Source organism: Reinekea sp. (assembly GCF_046710285.1).
GTDB lineage: Bacteria > Pseudomonadota > Gammaproteobacteria > Pseudomonadales > Natronospirillaceae > Reinekea.
The window spans coordinates 151,926-165,808 of sequence record NZ_JBKEGY010000002.1 but is presented as its reverse complement, the minus strand read 5'-3'; the positions used below and the strand labels follow the sequence as shown (position 1 = coordinate 165,808).

General features: G+C 42.7%; 18 protein-coding genes. 5 read left to right on the top strand and 13 right to left on the bottom strand.

What is annotated here, in order from left to right; genetic code table 11:
• Positions 1 to 4: 4 nt before the first annotated feature.
• Complete coding sequence (locus ACI882_RS02365) at positions 5 to 412, bottom strand: DUF1801 domain-containing protein (RefSeq protein ID WP_411746400.1); 408 nt, start codon at positions 410 to 412, stop codon at positions 5 to 7.
• A gap of 282 nt (positions 413 to 694) precedes the next feature.
• On the opposite strand from ACI882_RS02365, the gene ACI882_RS02360 reads away from it, so the two are divergent.
• Positions 695 to 2,068 (top strand): MFS transporter, encoded by a 1,374-nt coding sequence (locus tag ACI882_RS02360; protein ID WP_411746399.1) that lies wholly within the window; start codon positions 695 to 697, stop codon positions 2,066 to 2,068.
• Between the two features lie 56 nt (positions 2,069 to 2,124).
• Here ACI882_RS02360 and ACI882_RS02355 read toward each other — a convergent pair whose 3' ends face one another.
• Genes ACI882_RS02355 through ACI882_RS02345 form a run of 3 tightly spaced genes read right to left on the bottom strand, consistent with a single transcriptional unit; the run spans position 2,125 to position 3,412 of the window.
• On the bottom strand, positions 2,125 to 2,355 hold the full coding sequence (locus ACI882_RS02355) for a hexameric tyrosine-coordinated heme protein (RefSeq protein ID WP_411746398.1): 231 nt from the start codon (positions 2,353 to 2,355) through the stop codon (positions 2,125 to 2,127).
• Between the two features lie 59 nt (positions 2,356 to 2,414).
• Positions 2,415 to 2,804 carry a DUF1801 domain-containing protein gene (locus tag ACI882_RS02350; RefSeq protein ID WP_411746397.1) on the bottom strand — a complete coding sequence of 130 codons (390 nt, stop codon included), beginning with the start codon at positions 2,802 to 2,804 and terminating at the stop codon, positions 2,415 to 2,417.
• Between the two features lie 14 nt (positions 2,805 to 2,818).
• Positions 2,819 to 3,412, bottom strand: a complete 594-nt coding sequence (locus tag ACI882_RS02345; RefSeq protein WP_411746396.1) for a GNAT family N-acetyltransferase — start codon at positions 3,410 to 3,412, stop codon at positions 2,819 to 2,821.
• A gap of 234 nt (positions 3,413 to 3,646) precedes the next feature.
• On the opposite strand from ACI882_RS02345, the gene ACI882_RS02340 reads away from it, so the two are divergent.
• Together ACI882_RS02340 and ACI882_RS02335 are read left to right on the top strand one after the other, a co-directional pair.
• Positions 3,647 to 3,988 (top strand): zinc ribbon domain-containing protein YjdM, encoded by a 342-nt coding sequence (locus ACI882_RS02340; RefSeq protein WP_411746395.1) that lies wholly within the window; start codon positions 3,647 to 3,649, stop codon positions 3,986 to 3,988.
• Between the two features lie 275 nt (positions 3,989 to 4,263).
• Positions 4,264 to 5,331: a hypothetical protein gene (locus tag ACI882_RS02335; protein WP_411746394.1), complete on the top strand. Its 1,068-nt coding sequence runs from the start codon at positions 4,264 to 4,266 to the stop codon at positions 5,329 to 5,331.
• Between the two features lie 3 nt (positions 5,332 to 5,334).
• Here the strand turns inward: ACI882_RS02335 and ACI882_RS02330 are convergent, their stop codons facing one another.
• From ACI882_RS02330 to ACI882_RS02305, 6 genes are all read right to left on the bottom strand, one after another.
• A complete protein-coding gene (locus ACI882_RS02330; protein ID WP_411746393.1) occupies positions 5,335 to 5,802 on the bottom strand; it encodes an OsmC family protein in 468 nt (155 codons plus the stop codon).
• A gap of 34 nt (positions 5,803 to 5,836) precedes the next feature.
• Complete coding sequence (locus tag ACI882_RS02325; protein WP_411746392.1) at positions 5,837 to 6,268, bottom strand: GNAT family N-acetyltransferase; 432 nt, start codon at positions 6,266 to 6,268, stop codon at positions 5,837 to 5,839.
• 9 nt (positions 6,269 to 6,277) lie between these two features.
• Positions 6,278 to 6,823, bottom strand: a complete 546-nt coding sequence (locus tag ACI882_RS02320; protein WP_411746391.1) for a ClbS/DfsB family four-helix bundle protein — start codon at positions 6,821 to 6,823, stop codon at positions 6,278 to 6,280.
• Between the two features lie 358 nt (positions 6,824 to 7,181).
• Positions 7,182 to 8,177 carry a potassium channel beta subunit family protein gene (locus ACI882_RS02315; RefSeq protein ID WP_411746390.1) on the bottom strand — a complete coding sequence of 332 codons (996 nt, stop codon included), beginning with the start codon at positions 8,175 to 8,177 and terminating at the stop codon, positions 7,182 to 7,184.
• Positions 8,178 to 8,203: 26 nt separating this feature from the next.
• A complete protein-coding gene (locus tag ACI882_RS02310; RefSeq protein WP_411746389.1) occupies positions 8,204 to 9,148 on the bottom strand; it encodes an aldo/keto reductase in 945 nt (314 codons plus the stop codon).
• A gap of 7 nt (positions 9,149 to 9,155) precedes the next feature.
• Positions 9,156 to 10,142, bottom strand: coding sequence for an aldo/keto reductase (locus tag ACI882_RS02305; protein ID WP_411745374.1), 987 nt, complete (start codon positions 10,140 to 10,142; stop codon positions 9,156 to 9,158).
• Between the two features lie 115 nt (positions 10,143 to 10,257).
• On the opposite strand from ACI882_RS02305, the gene ACI882_RS02300 reads away from it, so the two are divergent.
• Positions 10,258 to 11,178, top strand: coding sequence for a LysR family transcriptional regulator (locus ACI882_RS02300; protein ID WP_411745373.1), 921 nt, complete (start codon positions 10,258 to 10,260; stop codon positions 11,176 to 11,178).
• A gap of 88 nt (positions 11,179 to 11,266) precedes the next feature.
• Entirely contained in the window at positions 11,267 to 12,187 is a 921-nt protein-coding gene (locus ACI882_RS02295) for a manganese-dependent inorganic pyrophosphatase (protein WP_411745372.1), read from the top strand.
• A 171-nt stretch (positions 12,188 to 12,358) separates the two neighbouring features.
• Here the strand turns inward: ACI882_RS02295 and ACI882_RS02290 are convergent, their stop codons facing one another.
• The 3 genes from ACI882_RS02290 to ACI882_RS02280 all read right to left on the bottom strand — a co-directional run bounded on the left by ACI882_RS02290 (position 12,359) and on the right by ACI882_RS02280 (position 13,865).
• Positions 12,359 to 12,823 carry a copper chaperone PCu(A)C gene (locus ACI882_RS02290; RefSeq protein WP_411745371.1) on the bottom strand — a complete coding sequence of 155 codons (465 nt, stop codon included), beginning with the start codon at positions 12,821 to 12,823 and terminating at the stop codon, positions 12,359 to 12,361.
• Between the two features lie 82 nt (positions 12,824 to 12,905).
• Positions 12,906 to 13,247: a hypothetical protein gene (locus ACI882_RS02285; RefSeq protein ID WP_411745370.1), complete on the bottom strand. Its 342-nt coding sequence runs from the start codon at positions 13,245 to 13,247 to the stop codon at positions 12,906 to 12,908.
• A 96-nt stretch (positions 13,248 to 13,343) separates the two neighbouring features.
• On the bottom strand, positions 13,344 to 13,865 hold the full coding sequence (locus tag ACI882_RS02280; RefSeq protein WP_411745369.1) for a GNAT family N-acetyltransferase: 522 nt from the start codon (positions 13,863 to 13,865) through the stop codon (positions 13,344 to 13,346).
• Positions 13,866 to 13,883 lie beyond the last annotated feature (18 nt).

Here is a 13,883-nt window from a genome sequence, read left to right as displayed (position 1 = left end):
ATTTCTAATGTTTCGAGTGTAGGTAATCTTTTTCTACAATTTCACGCAGTACCTTTAAATCTACATCGGCTAACTTATTGATATACAAGCACGCGACCGATTTTTTGTGTTTGCCTAATATAGAGTAGAGCTCTGCTGCTCCATTGAACCTACCTCCAACGTACAGTGTTAGGTTGGCTTTTCTAGGTGAAAAAGCGGCTGTAGGCATTGTGCCTTGCCGTCCACTTTCGTATGAATATGAGCTGGTCCCGAAGCCAATAATTGAGGGGCCCCACATGACTGCAGGCAAATTGGTCACTGAACAATACATCTCTAGCAACACTTTTGCATCTTCTTGCCGACGCTTCACTTGGACAGTGGCAAGAAAGTCTGAAACAGCAACCTCTGTTGGTTGGGTTTTATTTTCTGTCATAGCTTAGTCCTAACGTTCAATATATGAATGACCATGATTGGTGCACTCCACACATGGAAAGAAATAACACTCGGGACTAACTATAGTGCAATTTCAAACTCAAAATAGTGTAATCTGTTGAAATTCAACTAAAATAATCGTTGCTTAAAAAGTTTAATATAATCGGCTCGCGGAACTTAAACACTCACAATGCCGTCGTGTTATTTCTCTTGTATATCTAGCTAGCAGTACATGTCGCTTTATTTTTTAGCGTTTAATTTTCATCACAGTTTTTGGTGTTTCATGATCCGTTCTCTTATTCCTATCTCCGCCCTGTTAATTTCAGACGCATTTGTACTCTTAGGGCATGGTTTGTTACTTACATTACTGCCTATTTCGGCCAGCCTTTTAGGGTTTTCTGATTTCCAAGTGGGTTTAACTGGCTCAAGTTACTTTGTCGGCTTTGTCTTTGGCTGCTTAATGACGCCTTTTGTTCTAAAGCGAGTTGGCCATATTCGAACCTTTGCGGTACTGGCCTCAGCTTATACAGTGATCATTCTACTCTTTGTATGGAGCCAGAGCTTTGTAGGTTGGATGTTACTGCGCTTTATGTTGGGTGCCATGATCGCGGGAATATATATGATAATTGAAAGCTGGCTCAATGAGCGTGCAGATTCAAGTAATCGAGGCGCCATTTTATCGTTTTATGCAATGATGAACCTTGCCATGATCACGCTTGCCCAACAATTGCTAAATTTAGGCGAAGTTGATCCTCTGCTACTGTTTTCTTTGGCGGGTATTTTTTTATCACTTGCTATTGTGCCTGTATCACTCACCCTCGCCCTAGCGCCAACGCCTATCAGCAAGGTAACGGTCGACTTTGCAAAGGTATGGCGACATTCACACATCGGTATCATTGGTTCGGTATTCACAGGGTTCATTACCGGTGCATTTTGGGCTCTCGCGCCTATTTATGCAAAAGACAGTGGTTTCTCGACGTTTCAAATGGCTAACTTTATGTCTGCAGTCGTACTTGGAGGCGCTATCTTTCAAATTCCTCTTGGTCGTTTCTCCGACAAGTTTGACCGACGGTTAATTTTGGTTTTTATCTCCTTAGCCGGGGCTATTATTTCACTTCTGACCTTTGTGGCTTCGTTTCAGGGCTTTTACGCAGGCACGGTGTCCACCAGTTTGGGCTTTCTCTGGGGTGCTTTCGGTATGACCATGTACGCAATTTGCCTCGCCCACGCGAATGACAATGCAGACAGTAGCGATTTTGTTGATATAGGCAGCGCAATGCTAATTACCTATGGACTCAGCTCAGCCATAGGCGCACCCATTGCCTCTGCATTTATGGGAGTTTTAGGGCATGAGTGGTTATTCGTGTTCATGGGAGGCAGCTTCGCCATTTTTTGCGTCATTTTGATTGCTCGCCGAAAATCACATTCATTGCCAACGGTGGCAGAACACAACGAAGAGTTCCAAGCAACGGCTGGGATGACAACGCCAGAAGTCTTCAACTTAGACCCACGTGCAGATGAAATAACTGAAGAAGTGCCAGAAAGTGAATTAGAGCGTGAATGGGCCGACGTTGATGTGGATTATCATGACATCATCGACGCTCAGGAAGAGCCAGAAGATTCTGTCGACATTGAGCCTGATGCTAACAAGGAGTAGGTCGCGCTAGGAATACAAGCGCGTTTTAAAGACGCGCTTACCGGCTATATTGAGCCTTAATCGCGCCAATAATTATTGGCTGCTGATACCGTCTGAAAATTTATCGCTATGACCTGTGAAGAGGCAATCAAGCTATCTGCATTTTCACCATAAACCGGTCTCAATTTTTCTCGCACTTCCGCAGCAGGCTGCGTGTATTTAATACCCATACGAGACATCTTAATGGCGAGTTCATAGCCTTGTTGAGGTGTTTCTGTTATTAAACTAGTTAACCACTGCTCTGACATACTAATCTCCTAAGTGAACCATTTTACCTGTATGTGTAAGTTAATAATGCTAACTCATCTTACAACAACCTATCTAAACGCCCTTTACGTTTAACGATATTTTTGTAATCCCATTGCACAAGCATAGACTCTTTTAGCCATCGTGCTAATTGCTTAGGGTCTATGTCTTCAACCGAAGTGAAGCGTATTTCAGCGGCTTTAAAGCTACCTGTTTTTTTTAATCCATCCGTTTCAAAAGACTGGCCACTCCAAAACATCAATCGAATACAGTTTTTTAGCTTTCCATAGCCAACGATGGGGTTGCCATCAATAAACCAAACCGGGTGAGCATGCCATATTTTATTCATTGCATTGGGTAAGCCACGATTAATTTCCACAGCAAGCTTATGGCAAATTTCTTCATCACTAGGCCACTGTGTTTCATTGTATTTTCGAGTATCTGGATTCATATTAGCGCCTTGAACTAACCTGAATGTCGGGCTAATCGGTGTTGCAAACTTGTTTTAACTGCTGTCCATTCTAGGTTAATAATTGAGAATACTACTGTATCTCGATATAAACCTTCAGGTGTTTTCTGATGGTTTCTAAGTATGCCGTCTTGCTTTGCACCTAGGCGGGCAATGGCATTTCTTGATGCTTGGTTATGCCAGTGAGTACGGAACTCTACTGCAATAGCATCGAGCGTCTCAAATGCATGACTTAATAATAGCAACTTACATTCTGTATTAATGGATGAGCGTTGAAAACTTTTTGAATACCAGGTGTAGCCAATTTCGACGCGTTGATTGCCTATATCTGCATGGCAAAAACGAGTTGAGCCGATAATTTTACCACTCGCGCGATCTATAACCACAAACGGTAATGCCAACCCTTGTTCCTTTTCGGCCAAGGCTGCCCTTATATAGTCGCCTACTGATTCTTTATTGGGTATTGATGTATACCAGAGCTCCCATAAGTTCCCGTCTGATGCAGCAGAAACAAGTGCTTCAGCATGCTCCGTGCGTAAGGGAGATAAGGTTACTGAATTAGATTCTAACACCACATCTTTAAACCACATTTAACTTCTCCTTTTTTTAAGCGCATTAAATATACCAGCTACCCTACTTTGTTGTTATTGATAATGCTTAAAATATTCTACCCTTTATACTCAACAGCCAATAACTTCGCCTTAACTTGCTCTAAGCGATACTCGCTAACACAACTGCCTATGCTTAAAGGCTTTCAGTTGTGTTAATATGGCGCGCCTAAACCCTAAGATAACTATTAGCCATCTATTGTGAGGTCTCCTACTATGAGTGAGCAATTGCCCCCTTGTCCAAAATGCCAGTCTGAATTCGTTTATCCAGATCAGGATCTTCTCATTTGCCCTGAATGTGCACACGAATGGAACCCAAACCAGCCAGAAGTTGATGAAGATGCCATCACCTTAAAAGACGCAGTAGGTAACCTGCTTGCCGAAGGCGACAAAGTGACAGTCGTTAAAGATTTGAAAGTAAAGGGCTCATCACAAGTCATTAAGGTGGGTACAAAAGCGACCATCAAGCGTTTTGTCGACGGCGATCACGATATTGACTGCAAAGTTGATGGTGCCGGCGACATGATGTTGAAATCAAAAGTGGTTAAAAAAGCTTAGCCGTATTGCTGTTTTAGGTGAACTATAAATCTGTAGGCGTTAATAGCGCCTACTATAGACTCGTAGATTCGCACCGCACGAGCCGAAGCTTTTGAACCGAGTTAATGCAGTAGTATCAAAGTTCATCCGGTAAATGATGATAATTCAAGATATAGACTATTGAATTAACGGTATTTCATTGCTGAACAAAGCACTGAATATTAGAACGTTACAAAGAAAAAATTTTACCTCCACTCTAGTCAGGCAGGAACAAGCTGTTTCAAAAAGAGGTCATAATGCAAGTATCAAAAAAAGAAGCTCGAATTCTCAGTAACGCCATTGAGAATTGGCGCGAGTCTGAAGTTATTTCTGAGCCAGAAAGCCAAAAACTTAAAAGCTCATACGAAGTCACTTTATTTGATTGGAAACGCACAGCAAAATACTCGTTTTGGTTAGCAATTTCGTGCCTCATGATCTCCATATCTTCTGCATTGATGGATAAATGGCTTATTGAATTGTTCAAAAGCCTCTTCCACGCGCCAGTTTCGATGAAGTTTATAAGTTTTACCGGAATTTCAGCGGTCTTTTATTTTTTCGGTGTTAAACGAAAACTGCTACACCCAGAAAAGATTTATAGCAACGAAGCTATATTTTTTCTAGGTATCATGACAACAGCCGCGTCTATCGCCTTTTTAGGTCAAATGATATCCACAGGTACCGGCCATTATTCAATTTTATTGCTCCTTGGCGCAGTAGTTTATGGTTTGTTAGGGCTATGGTTTCCTTCCAAACTAGTCTGGCTGTTCTCATTGTTATCACTCGGCAGTTGGTTTGGTGCCGAAACGGGATATGCATCAGGCTGGGGTGCTTACTATTTGGGAATGAACTTCCCTCTGAGATTTGTGCTATTTGGTTTGGTTTTGATTTTTTGTGGTTCGTATATATTTAACCAGTGGCAAAGCCGAAACGATTTTTTAAAACCAACTCGCGCTATCGGGTTACTCTATTTGTTTATTGCACTTTGGATCATGTCTATTTTTGGAAATTATGGAGACACCGACGCATGGATAAGGGCGAAGCAAATTGAACTGTTTCATTGGTCAGTACTTTTTGCACTCGCATCTGCCGGAGCTATATATCATGGCGTAAAATACGATGACGGCATGACCAGGGGTTTCGGGCTCACATTTATATTCATCAACCTCTATACTCGATTTTTTGAATATTTTTGGGACGACACACATAAAGCAATATTTTTTGCAGTTTTAGCCTTGAGCTTTTGGTATCTAGGCAGTCGTGCAGAAAAAATATGGCAGCTTAGTCTTATAAAAGATTCAATACGCCGAAGTGATCAAAAAGAATAGGAGTTAAACAACTATTTCGACGACAATTTCAGTAGTAACCGAGTTAGCAATAAAGCATTGCTCATGCGATAAATGATGCATTGTTTCAAGATTTTCCAAAGTCGGTTTTTTATCCCCAGAAAACTGAACCATAGGCTTTAGTGTTACTTTGGTCATCGCCATTTTACCAGCGTTGTTATTCGCCATCACGCCCACCGCGTTATCAACGTAAGAATCAACTACATATCTTTTTTTCGCCGCAATAGACAAAAAGAATAGCATGTGGCAACTTGAAATTGATGCAATAAATGCCTCTTCAGGGTCTACATTGGCTTCAACCGAATAAGGCAGTGGTACAACATGAGGTGATGACGATGCAGGTACTGTAGCACCACCATCAAAAGTCCACTCATGCCCTCGGCTATATTTAATATCAATATAGTTTTCATCACTTGCTCTGGCCCAACTTATTTTTGCAAAATATTCTGACATTTCAATTCCATCTTTAAAAATTAAGTTAAAAACTTTAAACCGATTTATAAATATTTGGTTGGTGCAACGCCATGAACTTTTCTGGCGAAGCGAGCGTCTTAAAACCAAATTGTTCATACAAACTGTGCGCATCACGTGTTGCCAATATTATACGGCGCAAACCTTGTAAACGAGAATCATCTAAAATAGTTTGTATCAACCACTTACTAATACCCTTGCCTTGGTGACCTTCTAATACAAAAACATCGGCAAGATAAGCAAAGGTTGCTTGATCGGTTATCAAACGAGCAAACGCCACCTGCTGACCTGCTTCGGTAAACACACCAAAGCATAAGGAATGCGCCATTGCCGTTTGTACCGTTGCTAATGGAATATCTTTTGACCAATACGAACGAGATAAATAACCGTGGATAACGGAGATGTCCATGTCTTCATTGGCGGAGCTGATTTTATAACCTGGAATCAAGGTGGTTCCTTAGCTTTTTAAACGAATTAATTTTATATGTGCACGCAATTTCTTGATAGCCCAATCGTAATGGCTAGGCATAGCTGATACACAATAACTACCAAGAGAGGTAGTTCCTGTCCAATCGAAATACTGCTTAGTAAATAGCATTTCATGAGAGAAAGGGGCTACTAATTTCAAGACAGCTTCATGGCTATCTTTAAGCATATCTTTAGCTTCTTCAAGATCTGTACTTTGGTGTTTTTTCCAAAACTCAATATTCATTTCACCGTATGTTTTAAAACTATATGGCTTAGGTATAAACGGCAATTTGCTTCCCACTATATTAGAGTTTATCCAGGTTAGAAGTAGTTGGTGCCACTCGTAAAGGTGAATCAACACATCTCTAACATTTTTATCTCTTTTCCAGTGGGCCTCTTTCTTTTTTAGGTCTCCTGAAAAATCAAATTCTTTCTTTAAAGCATCCATAGGCATTGAATCAATTATTGACCATAATTTTTCAAAACTCTCATTCGCAGCTTCGATTAATTCATTTTTTGTTTTTGCCCTTGCCATTTATATACTCCATGCGTTATCTAGAGGTGTCCATTAAAATGGGGGAAGTTCACACCCTAGCTCTTTATTTTTTCAATCCAACCATACTGTGACGTTCCGCTTACGTTGTCAATTTAATCACCATAGTAATACGTCGTACAGATATGTAACAACGGCATATAAGTACCGTTAAGTTATTGTTTTCTAAAGGGCTTATAAGTTGTGAACGAGCTTATAAAAAATTGTTTTTAATAAATGTAAGTGGTTTCTAACTGAGGATTTTAAATGATAAAGAAAGAAGCATGAACGTTAACATTGAGATACTAGCGCTCACGCTTTTTAGATAGAGAAGCAGGCTTTAATAGCTTGCTAATAAAGCTTACTGTCCAAACCGCTCACCACCGGCAGGTTTATTCGCGACAATGGTTTCTATACGCTCAATAACCTCTGGAGTTAATTTGGCCACAGCATTCATAGCGTTTAGGTTATCTTCGAGCTGTGATAGCCGAGAAGCACCTAAAATAACAGTACTTACGTTCGGGTTTTTTAAACACCAAGCAATAGATAAGTGCGCCATACTAATGTCGAGCTCTTTAGCCAGTGCAGTCAACTGCTTAATTTTATCTAGCTTTTGCTTACCTTCTTCACTTGTCCATAAATCACGTAGCCATTCGTAGCCTGGTAAATTTAGACGGCTGTCATCAGGAATGCCTTCGTTGTACTTTCCTGTTAATAAACCACTCGCCAATGGCGACCAAATGGTCGTACCCATACCATATTGCTCATAGAGTGGGGTAAATTCGCCATCAACTTTGTCGCGGTGTAACAAGTTATATTGCGGTTGCTCCATAGACGGTGGTGTTAGGTTTTCTTGGCGTGCAATCGCATGTGCCTGAGTAATTTGCTGTGCGTTCCATTCTGAGGTACCCCAGTACATAATTTTGCCTTGCTGCACTAGGTTGTGCATGGCGCGTACAGTTTCTTCAATGGGGGTATCCAAGTCTGGACGGTGACAAAAATATAAATCTAAATAGTCAACGCGCAAGCGTTGAAGCGCAGCATCACAGGCATCGCGAACATGCTTGGCGCTTAAGCCCATTTGAAGTGGTTGGCTACCGCCCCAAAACACTTTTGATGATACAGCGAAGGTATCGCGCGCAAGACCTAAACCTGAAATGGCATCGCCCATAATTTTTTCTGATTCACCGGCTTCGTAGCCTTCGGCATTATCAAAAAAGTTGATGCCTCCATCATAAGCAGTTTTAAGTAACTTCTTGGCTTCGGTGGTATCCACTTGCTTACCAAAAGTAACCCATGAACCTAATGATAGAGCTGAAACTTTAAGCCCTGCTTTACCTAAACGACGATATTCCATTTAATTTCCCTCACACATTTCAAAAATTACCAAGGTAAAAGCTGTTTACCTTGCTTAGTCAATGTCAGCCAAAAGGCTTCGACTTGTTGTTTTAGTTCCGGTGTTAATCGTTGGCCTATGGCCCGAAAGTTATTAATGAGCTGCTGTTCTGAACGCATTCCCGGAATAACGGAGCTTACTTCATCATAGCTTAGCAAATACGCAATCGCTTGATCAGTTAAGGGTACACCTTCTGGTAAAATAGCCTTTAAACCATCAATGGCACTTGCACGTTGCTCTATCTCAGCAACCGACCAACGCTCACGCACACCTTCAAAACGGCTCGCTGCCGTGTATTTACCACTTAACCAACCGCTGTCTAGCGGCACTTTAGTAATGACACCAACATCTTTTTCTTTCACCAAATCAAATGCTAAGCGAACATCTTGATGCAACACACTAAACATAAGCTCAAGTACTTGTGCGTTTGAGGTGTTTAACACGTCACGCACATCATCGGCGTAGTCAACACTTGCACCGTAGTATCTAATTTTTCCTTGTTGTTGTGCTTGGGCCATTGCCGCCCAAACTTCATGTTCGCCATTGAGTACATTTTTCGGAGGCGAGTGAGCCAATATTACGTCAAGGTAATCGGTTTTTAATCGCTCTAATGAACCATGTAGACTCTGCCAAAACCATTGGGCACTGAAGTCCGTTTCACCATCGGGACGATGTCCAAACTTACTTACCAAAACCACATCTTTTCTTTGATGACCCAGCGCCTCACCTAGCAAACGTTCACTATTCGTTTTAGCGTAGTTCGGTGCGGTATCAAATAGGTTGCAGCCTAAGTCTCGGGCTTTGGCAACGAGATTCAAAGCATCGGTATCGGTCATACCGCCCCATTGATCATAGTTACCTAGCTGCCAAGCGCCAAAGGCAACTTCACTCACTTGGAGATTGGTTTTACCTAAGCGTCGTTTATTCATCATGCCCACCTTAAATTGTACCGCGAATATGGCGACGGACTTCGTTCTGGTAAAAATAAGACAACGCCGTATGCAACTCCGCTGACAGCGGCGCTAGATCGGATACTGCGGCATTTCGCTTTATTTGTTCTGCAGAACTAGCGCCGGTGATGACCGAGCTTACGGCGTCATGATCTAGCAGCCAACGCAACGATAAGTCAGCTAACGACATGTTACCTGCATACTTTTCTTTAATTTCTGTGGCGAGCTCGACGCCCATTTCAAACGGCAAGCCCGCAAATGTTTCACCGACATGAAACGCTTGACCATCGCGGTTATAGGTTCGATGATCTTGTTCAGAAAAGGTTTGCTCTTTAGTCATTTTGCCAGACAACAAGCCACTGGCTAAGCCTAAGCGCACAATAATTCCGACATTATTCTCGGCCGCTAATGGAAGTATGCTTTGAGCCATATCTTGGCGTAACACATTAAAAATTATTTGCAGTGATGTTACCTGTGTGTGACCTAAACAGTATTCAGCTTCTTCGATGGTTTCAACACTGGCACCGTAATGTTTGATCAAGCCATCTGCTTTAAAGGTTTCTAACCAATCAAATACCGCGCCGCGTTTTACTTCATCAAACGGAATGCAATGCAGCTGAATGACATCAACACTGTTAACCTGCAAGCGCTCGCGACTTTGCTCAATACAACGTCGCAATTTTTCTTTGCTGTAGCCATTAGGATACAGGTCTGCAGTTCGGCCCACCTTGCTCACAATCACTCGCTTGGGGTTTGGCTGGCGCTGGTTAAAGTCACCAATAAACTGTTCACTTTGACCGCTGCCGTAGACATCGGCAGTATCCCAAAAACTCACCCCAGCTTTATCTGCGGCGGTTAAAATACGGTTGGCGGCATCGACAGTTACCGGGCCCCAATCGCCACCTAATTGCCAAGCGCCGAGCCCTATCTCAGAAACAGCTAGCCCACTATGGCCCAAAGTTCGCAGCTTAACCATGATAATCTTGCTCCTATAAATAATGGCTATTTATTCGTTGAGACGAGTATACTCGTTACTTAACAATAGATAATTAGCTATAAATTAACAGTTTTGGTTACTAAAATTAAACAATATGAGCAAACTGACTGAAATAGAAGCCTATATACAGGTCGCTCAATTAGGCAGCTTTACCGAAGCCGCCGAAGTGCTAGAGCTTTCGCGTGGTCGCGTTAGCCAGCTCATTCAGCGATTGGAAACACGTTTAGACGTATCGTTAATGACACGAACGACTCGTAAAATCAGCCTAACTCCTGAAGGAGAGCAGTTCTTAATAAGTTGCCGAGAGGGCATGAACCAACTGAACAGTGCTGAAACGAACCTTAAAATGATGTCACAACGATTATCTGGCCCGGTGCGTATTAATTCGGTCGGTGGTATTTTTGGCGAGTCATTTTTGTCTTTAGCGTTGAGTGAATTAGTTGTCGATCACCCTGAGCTTTCGGTCACTATTAATTACAGCAGTTCGTTAGTCGATTTTAATCGTGACCCTGTCGATCTGGTTCTGCGTATTGGTCATGCCCCTGCTGAAGATGTGAACTCGATCTTTTTAGGCGAAGTCCATCATGTATTATGTGCTAGCCCAACCTTTGTGAACCGCTATGGCTACCCTGAAAGTCCGGATGATTTAACACGTTTACCCACGGTGTGTGGTACACCCAAAATTTGGGAGTTAGAGCATTGCAAGAGCGGAAATAAACAAGTGATTACGCCACAGGCTCATTGGCGTTCGGGGAATACCCACGCTCAGTGCGTAGCGGCCAAAGCAGGTATCGGTATCAGCCGCATCCTAACGTTAGTGGCGCAGCCGGAGCTTGATGCGGGGAACTTGGTAACCGTATTACCTGAATGGAAAGTAGAACCGACTTCGCTGTGGTTAATGTGGCGTAGTCAAGGTGAGATGCCGTTACGAATTAAAATGGTGCGTGATCATATTATTAATCGCATGGCGGAACTCAGTAACTTTAAACACGCCTCACGCAAAGTGGCTTATTGAACATTGTTAAAGCACTCTCCGACTAATCGCCCCTCACATTTCCTTCAAAATAACGGTAGAATGCGCGCCAAATTACAGGAGAACATGCATGACGGCTTACGTTGTAGGACACAAAACCCCAGATACCGATTCAATAGTTGGCGCGATCACGCTGGCCTACTTAAAAACGCAGCTAGGTGAAGAGACCATCCCCGTTCGCCAGGGTGTTATTACGCCTGAAACTCAGTTTATTTTAGATACGTTTAAGCTACCTGAGCCTATTTTGAAGACCACCTTTGCGGGCGAAAGCATTTATATTGTCGATTACTCTGATCGTGATCAGGCACCTGATGACTTAGATGAAACCACCGTTCTTGGTATTGTTGACCACCATAAGCTCGGTGACATCACCACCTCAGCACCGCTTGAGTGTTGGATTCGCCCTGTGGGTTGCAGTAATACCATCATTAAAGAAATGTACGATTACCACCAAGTGGCCATTCCTGCGCACATTGCGGGCATCATGATGTGTGCCATTTTAAGTGATACGGTCATATTCAAATCACCAACCTGTACACCCATTGACATTAAAGTCGTTGAAGAATTAGCGGTCATTGCTGGCGTTGACGATTACAAAGCCCTAGCGATTGAAATGTTCAAGGTAAAGTCTGCCGTTGATGGCACTCCAGCTCGCGATTTAGTACTTCGTGATTTTAAAGACTTCAACATGAGCGGCAGCAAAGTGGGAATCGGGCAGTTAGAAGCCATTGATAACTCTGTGTTCGATGCAATCAAAGGCGACTTGTTTGCAGAATTAAAAAACCTAAAAGCTGAAGGCGAACGCCACACCATGATGCTGCTATTAACCGACATCATGAAAGAAGGTTCAGAATTACTGATCGTCAGCGACGATGAAACACTAGCCAACCGCGCTTTCAACGTAACACCTGTAGAAGGTAAAGCTTGGTTAGAAGGCGTGTTAAGCCGTAAAAAGCAGATCATTCCACCGATGGAAAAAGCATTCGCTTAATTAAGATTTGAGAACGGATGCCTAAAGGGCATCCGCTTGCTACGGGCTTCGAGCTGCGGGTAAGTTCAAAACACTTAAAGGCAAACGTAAGACTCTAAAAGCTCCGTTAGCGGTGTTCTGTTTTTACTCGCAGCCCAAAACCGACTTTTAATCTTTTACTTGCAGCTTCTTTTAATGACTCATCTTCATTTCTGCCATATCAGCCATTTCCTTTACTTCAAGCTCAACGGTTCTTTCTCCACCGTGCTCAAAGGTTAGAACGACCGTATAAACTTCACCCACTTCAAAGTTCTTTTCCAAACCCATAAACATTAGGTGATAACCACCCGGTGCCAAGGTCACCATGCCATGTGATGGAATCAAGATACCGTCTTTTTGCTCAACCATACGCATCACACCATTTTCTTCAAAAGATTTGTGCAATTCTAGCTTTTTAGCAAAATCACCCTCAACCTTGAGAAGTGTGTCGTCCGTATCATCGTGGTTATGCAGAACTAAAAATCCTGCTGATGGTGCGCCAGGTGCACTGGCTCGTGCCCAAGGTGATTCAATCATAATATTGTCATGTGTGTGTGCAGAAGCGAAAATGGCAACAGCGCTGATCAAAGCGCCAACAAAAAGATGTGATAATTTCATGGATTTACTCTCTAAATTATTTAGTTAATCATGCAGCGTTCTTGCTGCAAACTGCTTTTTTGGGTTTGGTCATTTGATTAATCTAAAAAGAGAACGGCGGTGCTCTAGGTTGAGCGCTGAGGCTCACTTCAAAGGGGCGCGAGCTTAAAGTTACTTTAGCTTGATAGAAAGCACGATGCTCAATGTTCGGCAGTTCATTAGTTGCCGTCGCGATCGCTGTGGTTAAGCAAGTACAAGCATTTTGGTTAGTACCTGCACTATCCGGCGTGGTTTGAACCCAAACTGCGCCCATAGAAGAACACAGCCGTAGGTAGCCAAGCTCTGTTTGAGTGAGCGCGGTTGCAAACGGTGCAAAGGTCAAAATTAGCCAAGCAAAAAAGCCTAACCAATACCCCTTTAGCTGTAAATGAAAGGATAAATGCATAGCGGCAGTTTAAGTGCATCAAGCAAAGGTGACAAGTCCTATGTTTTCGTCATACTCGTTTCAACAACAAAGCAAAGTTATGATTCTAACTATTTATTAATTACCCATAAAATCAACACGTGTAATCTTATAAATCTCTGAAGGCTTACCAAAAACATCTTCGTTATGACTGTAGGATTCACCCACGGCTAGGGCAAGGTTTTTCGAGGCTTTGTTTTCTGGGTGTATAACACTGATAAGCTCATCTACCGCTAGATTTTCAAAGCCCCACTTCATAGCGGCTAACGCCGCTTCTTTGGCATAACCCTTGCCCCAAAACTCAGGCGATATTCCCCAGCCGATTTCAGTGCCCGGCCAGCCATCGGGGTGCCAAATGCCAATACGCCCGACTAACTTTTTGGTCTCAATTTCTTCAACTAACCAAAAGCCAAAGCCATACAACTGCCAATGGCCGGCTATCATAGCCATGACCTTCCAGCTATCTAACCTGCCGATGGGCTCGCCATTGCCAAAATATCGACTAAATTCTGGGCTGGCATTAAGCGCGGCGAAGGCTTCCTTATCGGTTGCTTTGAATTCTCGTAGCCTAAGACGTTGCGTTTCTAAAACCGGAATCATAAACCCTTCCTCTCTAAC

Excerpts from the sequence above, each read along its gene's own strand:
- ACI882_RS02340 (WP_411746395.1), top strand. The coding sequence starts at position 3,647 with ATGAGTGAGCAATTGCCCCCTTGTCCAAAATGCCAGTCTGAATTCGTT.
- ACI882_RS02365 (WP_411746400.1), bottom strand. The coding sequence starts at position 412 with ATGACAGAAAATAAAACCCAACCAACAGAGGTTGCTGTTTCAGACTTT.
- ACI882_RS02345 (WP_411746396.1), bottom strand. The coding sequence starts at position 3,412 with ATGTGGTTTAAAGATGTGGTGTTAGAATCTAATTCAGTAACCTTATCT.
- ACI882_RS02305 (WP_411745374.1), bottom strand. The coding sequence starts at position 10,142 with ATGGTTAAGCTGCGAACTTTGGGCCATAGTGGGCTAGCTGTTTCTGAG.
- ACI882_RS02320 (WP_411746391.1), bottom strand. The coding sequence starts at position 6,823 with ATGGCAAGGGCAAAAACAAAAAATGAATTAATCGAAGCTGCGAATGAG.
- ACI882_RS02360 (WP_411746399.1), top strand. The coding sequence starts at position 695 with ATGATCCGTTCTCTTATTCCTATCTCCGCCCTGTTAATTTCAGACGCA.
- ACI882_RS02295 (WP_411745372.1), top strand. The coding sequence starts at position 11,267 with ATGACGGCTTACGTTGTAGGACACAAAACCCCAGATACCGATTCAATA.
- ACI882_RS02280 (WP_411745369.1), bottom strand. The coding sequence starts at position 13,865 with ATGATTCCGGTTTTAGAAACGCAACGTCTTAGGCTACGAGAATTCAAA.
- ACI882_RS02330 (WP_411746393.1), bottom strand. The coding sequence starts at position 5,802 with ATGTCAGAATATTTTGCAAAAATAAGTTGGGCCAGAGCAAGTGATGAA.
- ACI882_RS02300 (WP_411745373.1), top strand. The coding sequence starts at position 10,258 with ATGAGCAAACTGACTGAAATAGAAGCCTATATACAGGTCGCTCAATTA.
- ACI882_RS02315 (WP_411746390.1), bottom strand. The coding sequence starts at position 8,177 with ATGGAATATCGTCGTTTAGGTAAAGCAGGGCTTAAAGTTTCAGCTCTA.
- ACI882_RS02350 (WP_411746397.1), bottom strand. The coding sequence starts at position 2,804 with ATGAATCCAGATACTCGAAAATACAATGAAACACAGTGGCCTAGTGAT.
- ACI882_RS02310 (WP_411746389.1), bottom strand. The coding sequence starts at position 9,148 with ATGATGAATAAACGACGCTTAGGTAAAACCAATCTCCAAGTGAGTGAA.
- ACI882_RS02285 (WP_411745370.1), bottom strand. The coding sequence starts at position 13,247 with ATGCATTTATCCTTTCATTTACAGCTAAAGGGGTATTGGTTAGGCTTT.
- ACI882_RS02355 (WP_411746398.1), bottom strand. The coding sequence starts at position 2,355 with ATGTCAGAGCAGTGGTTAACTAGTTTAATAACAGAAACACCTCAACAA.
- ACI882_RS02290 (WP_411745371.1), bottom strand. The coding sequence starts at position 12,823 with ATGAAATTATCACATCTTTTTGTTGGCGCTTTGATCAGCGCTGTTGCC.
- ACI882_RS02335 (WP_411746394.1), top strand. The coding sequence starts at position 4,264 with ATGCAAGTATCAAAAAAAGAAGCTCGAATTCTCAGTAACGCCATTGAG.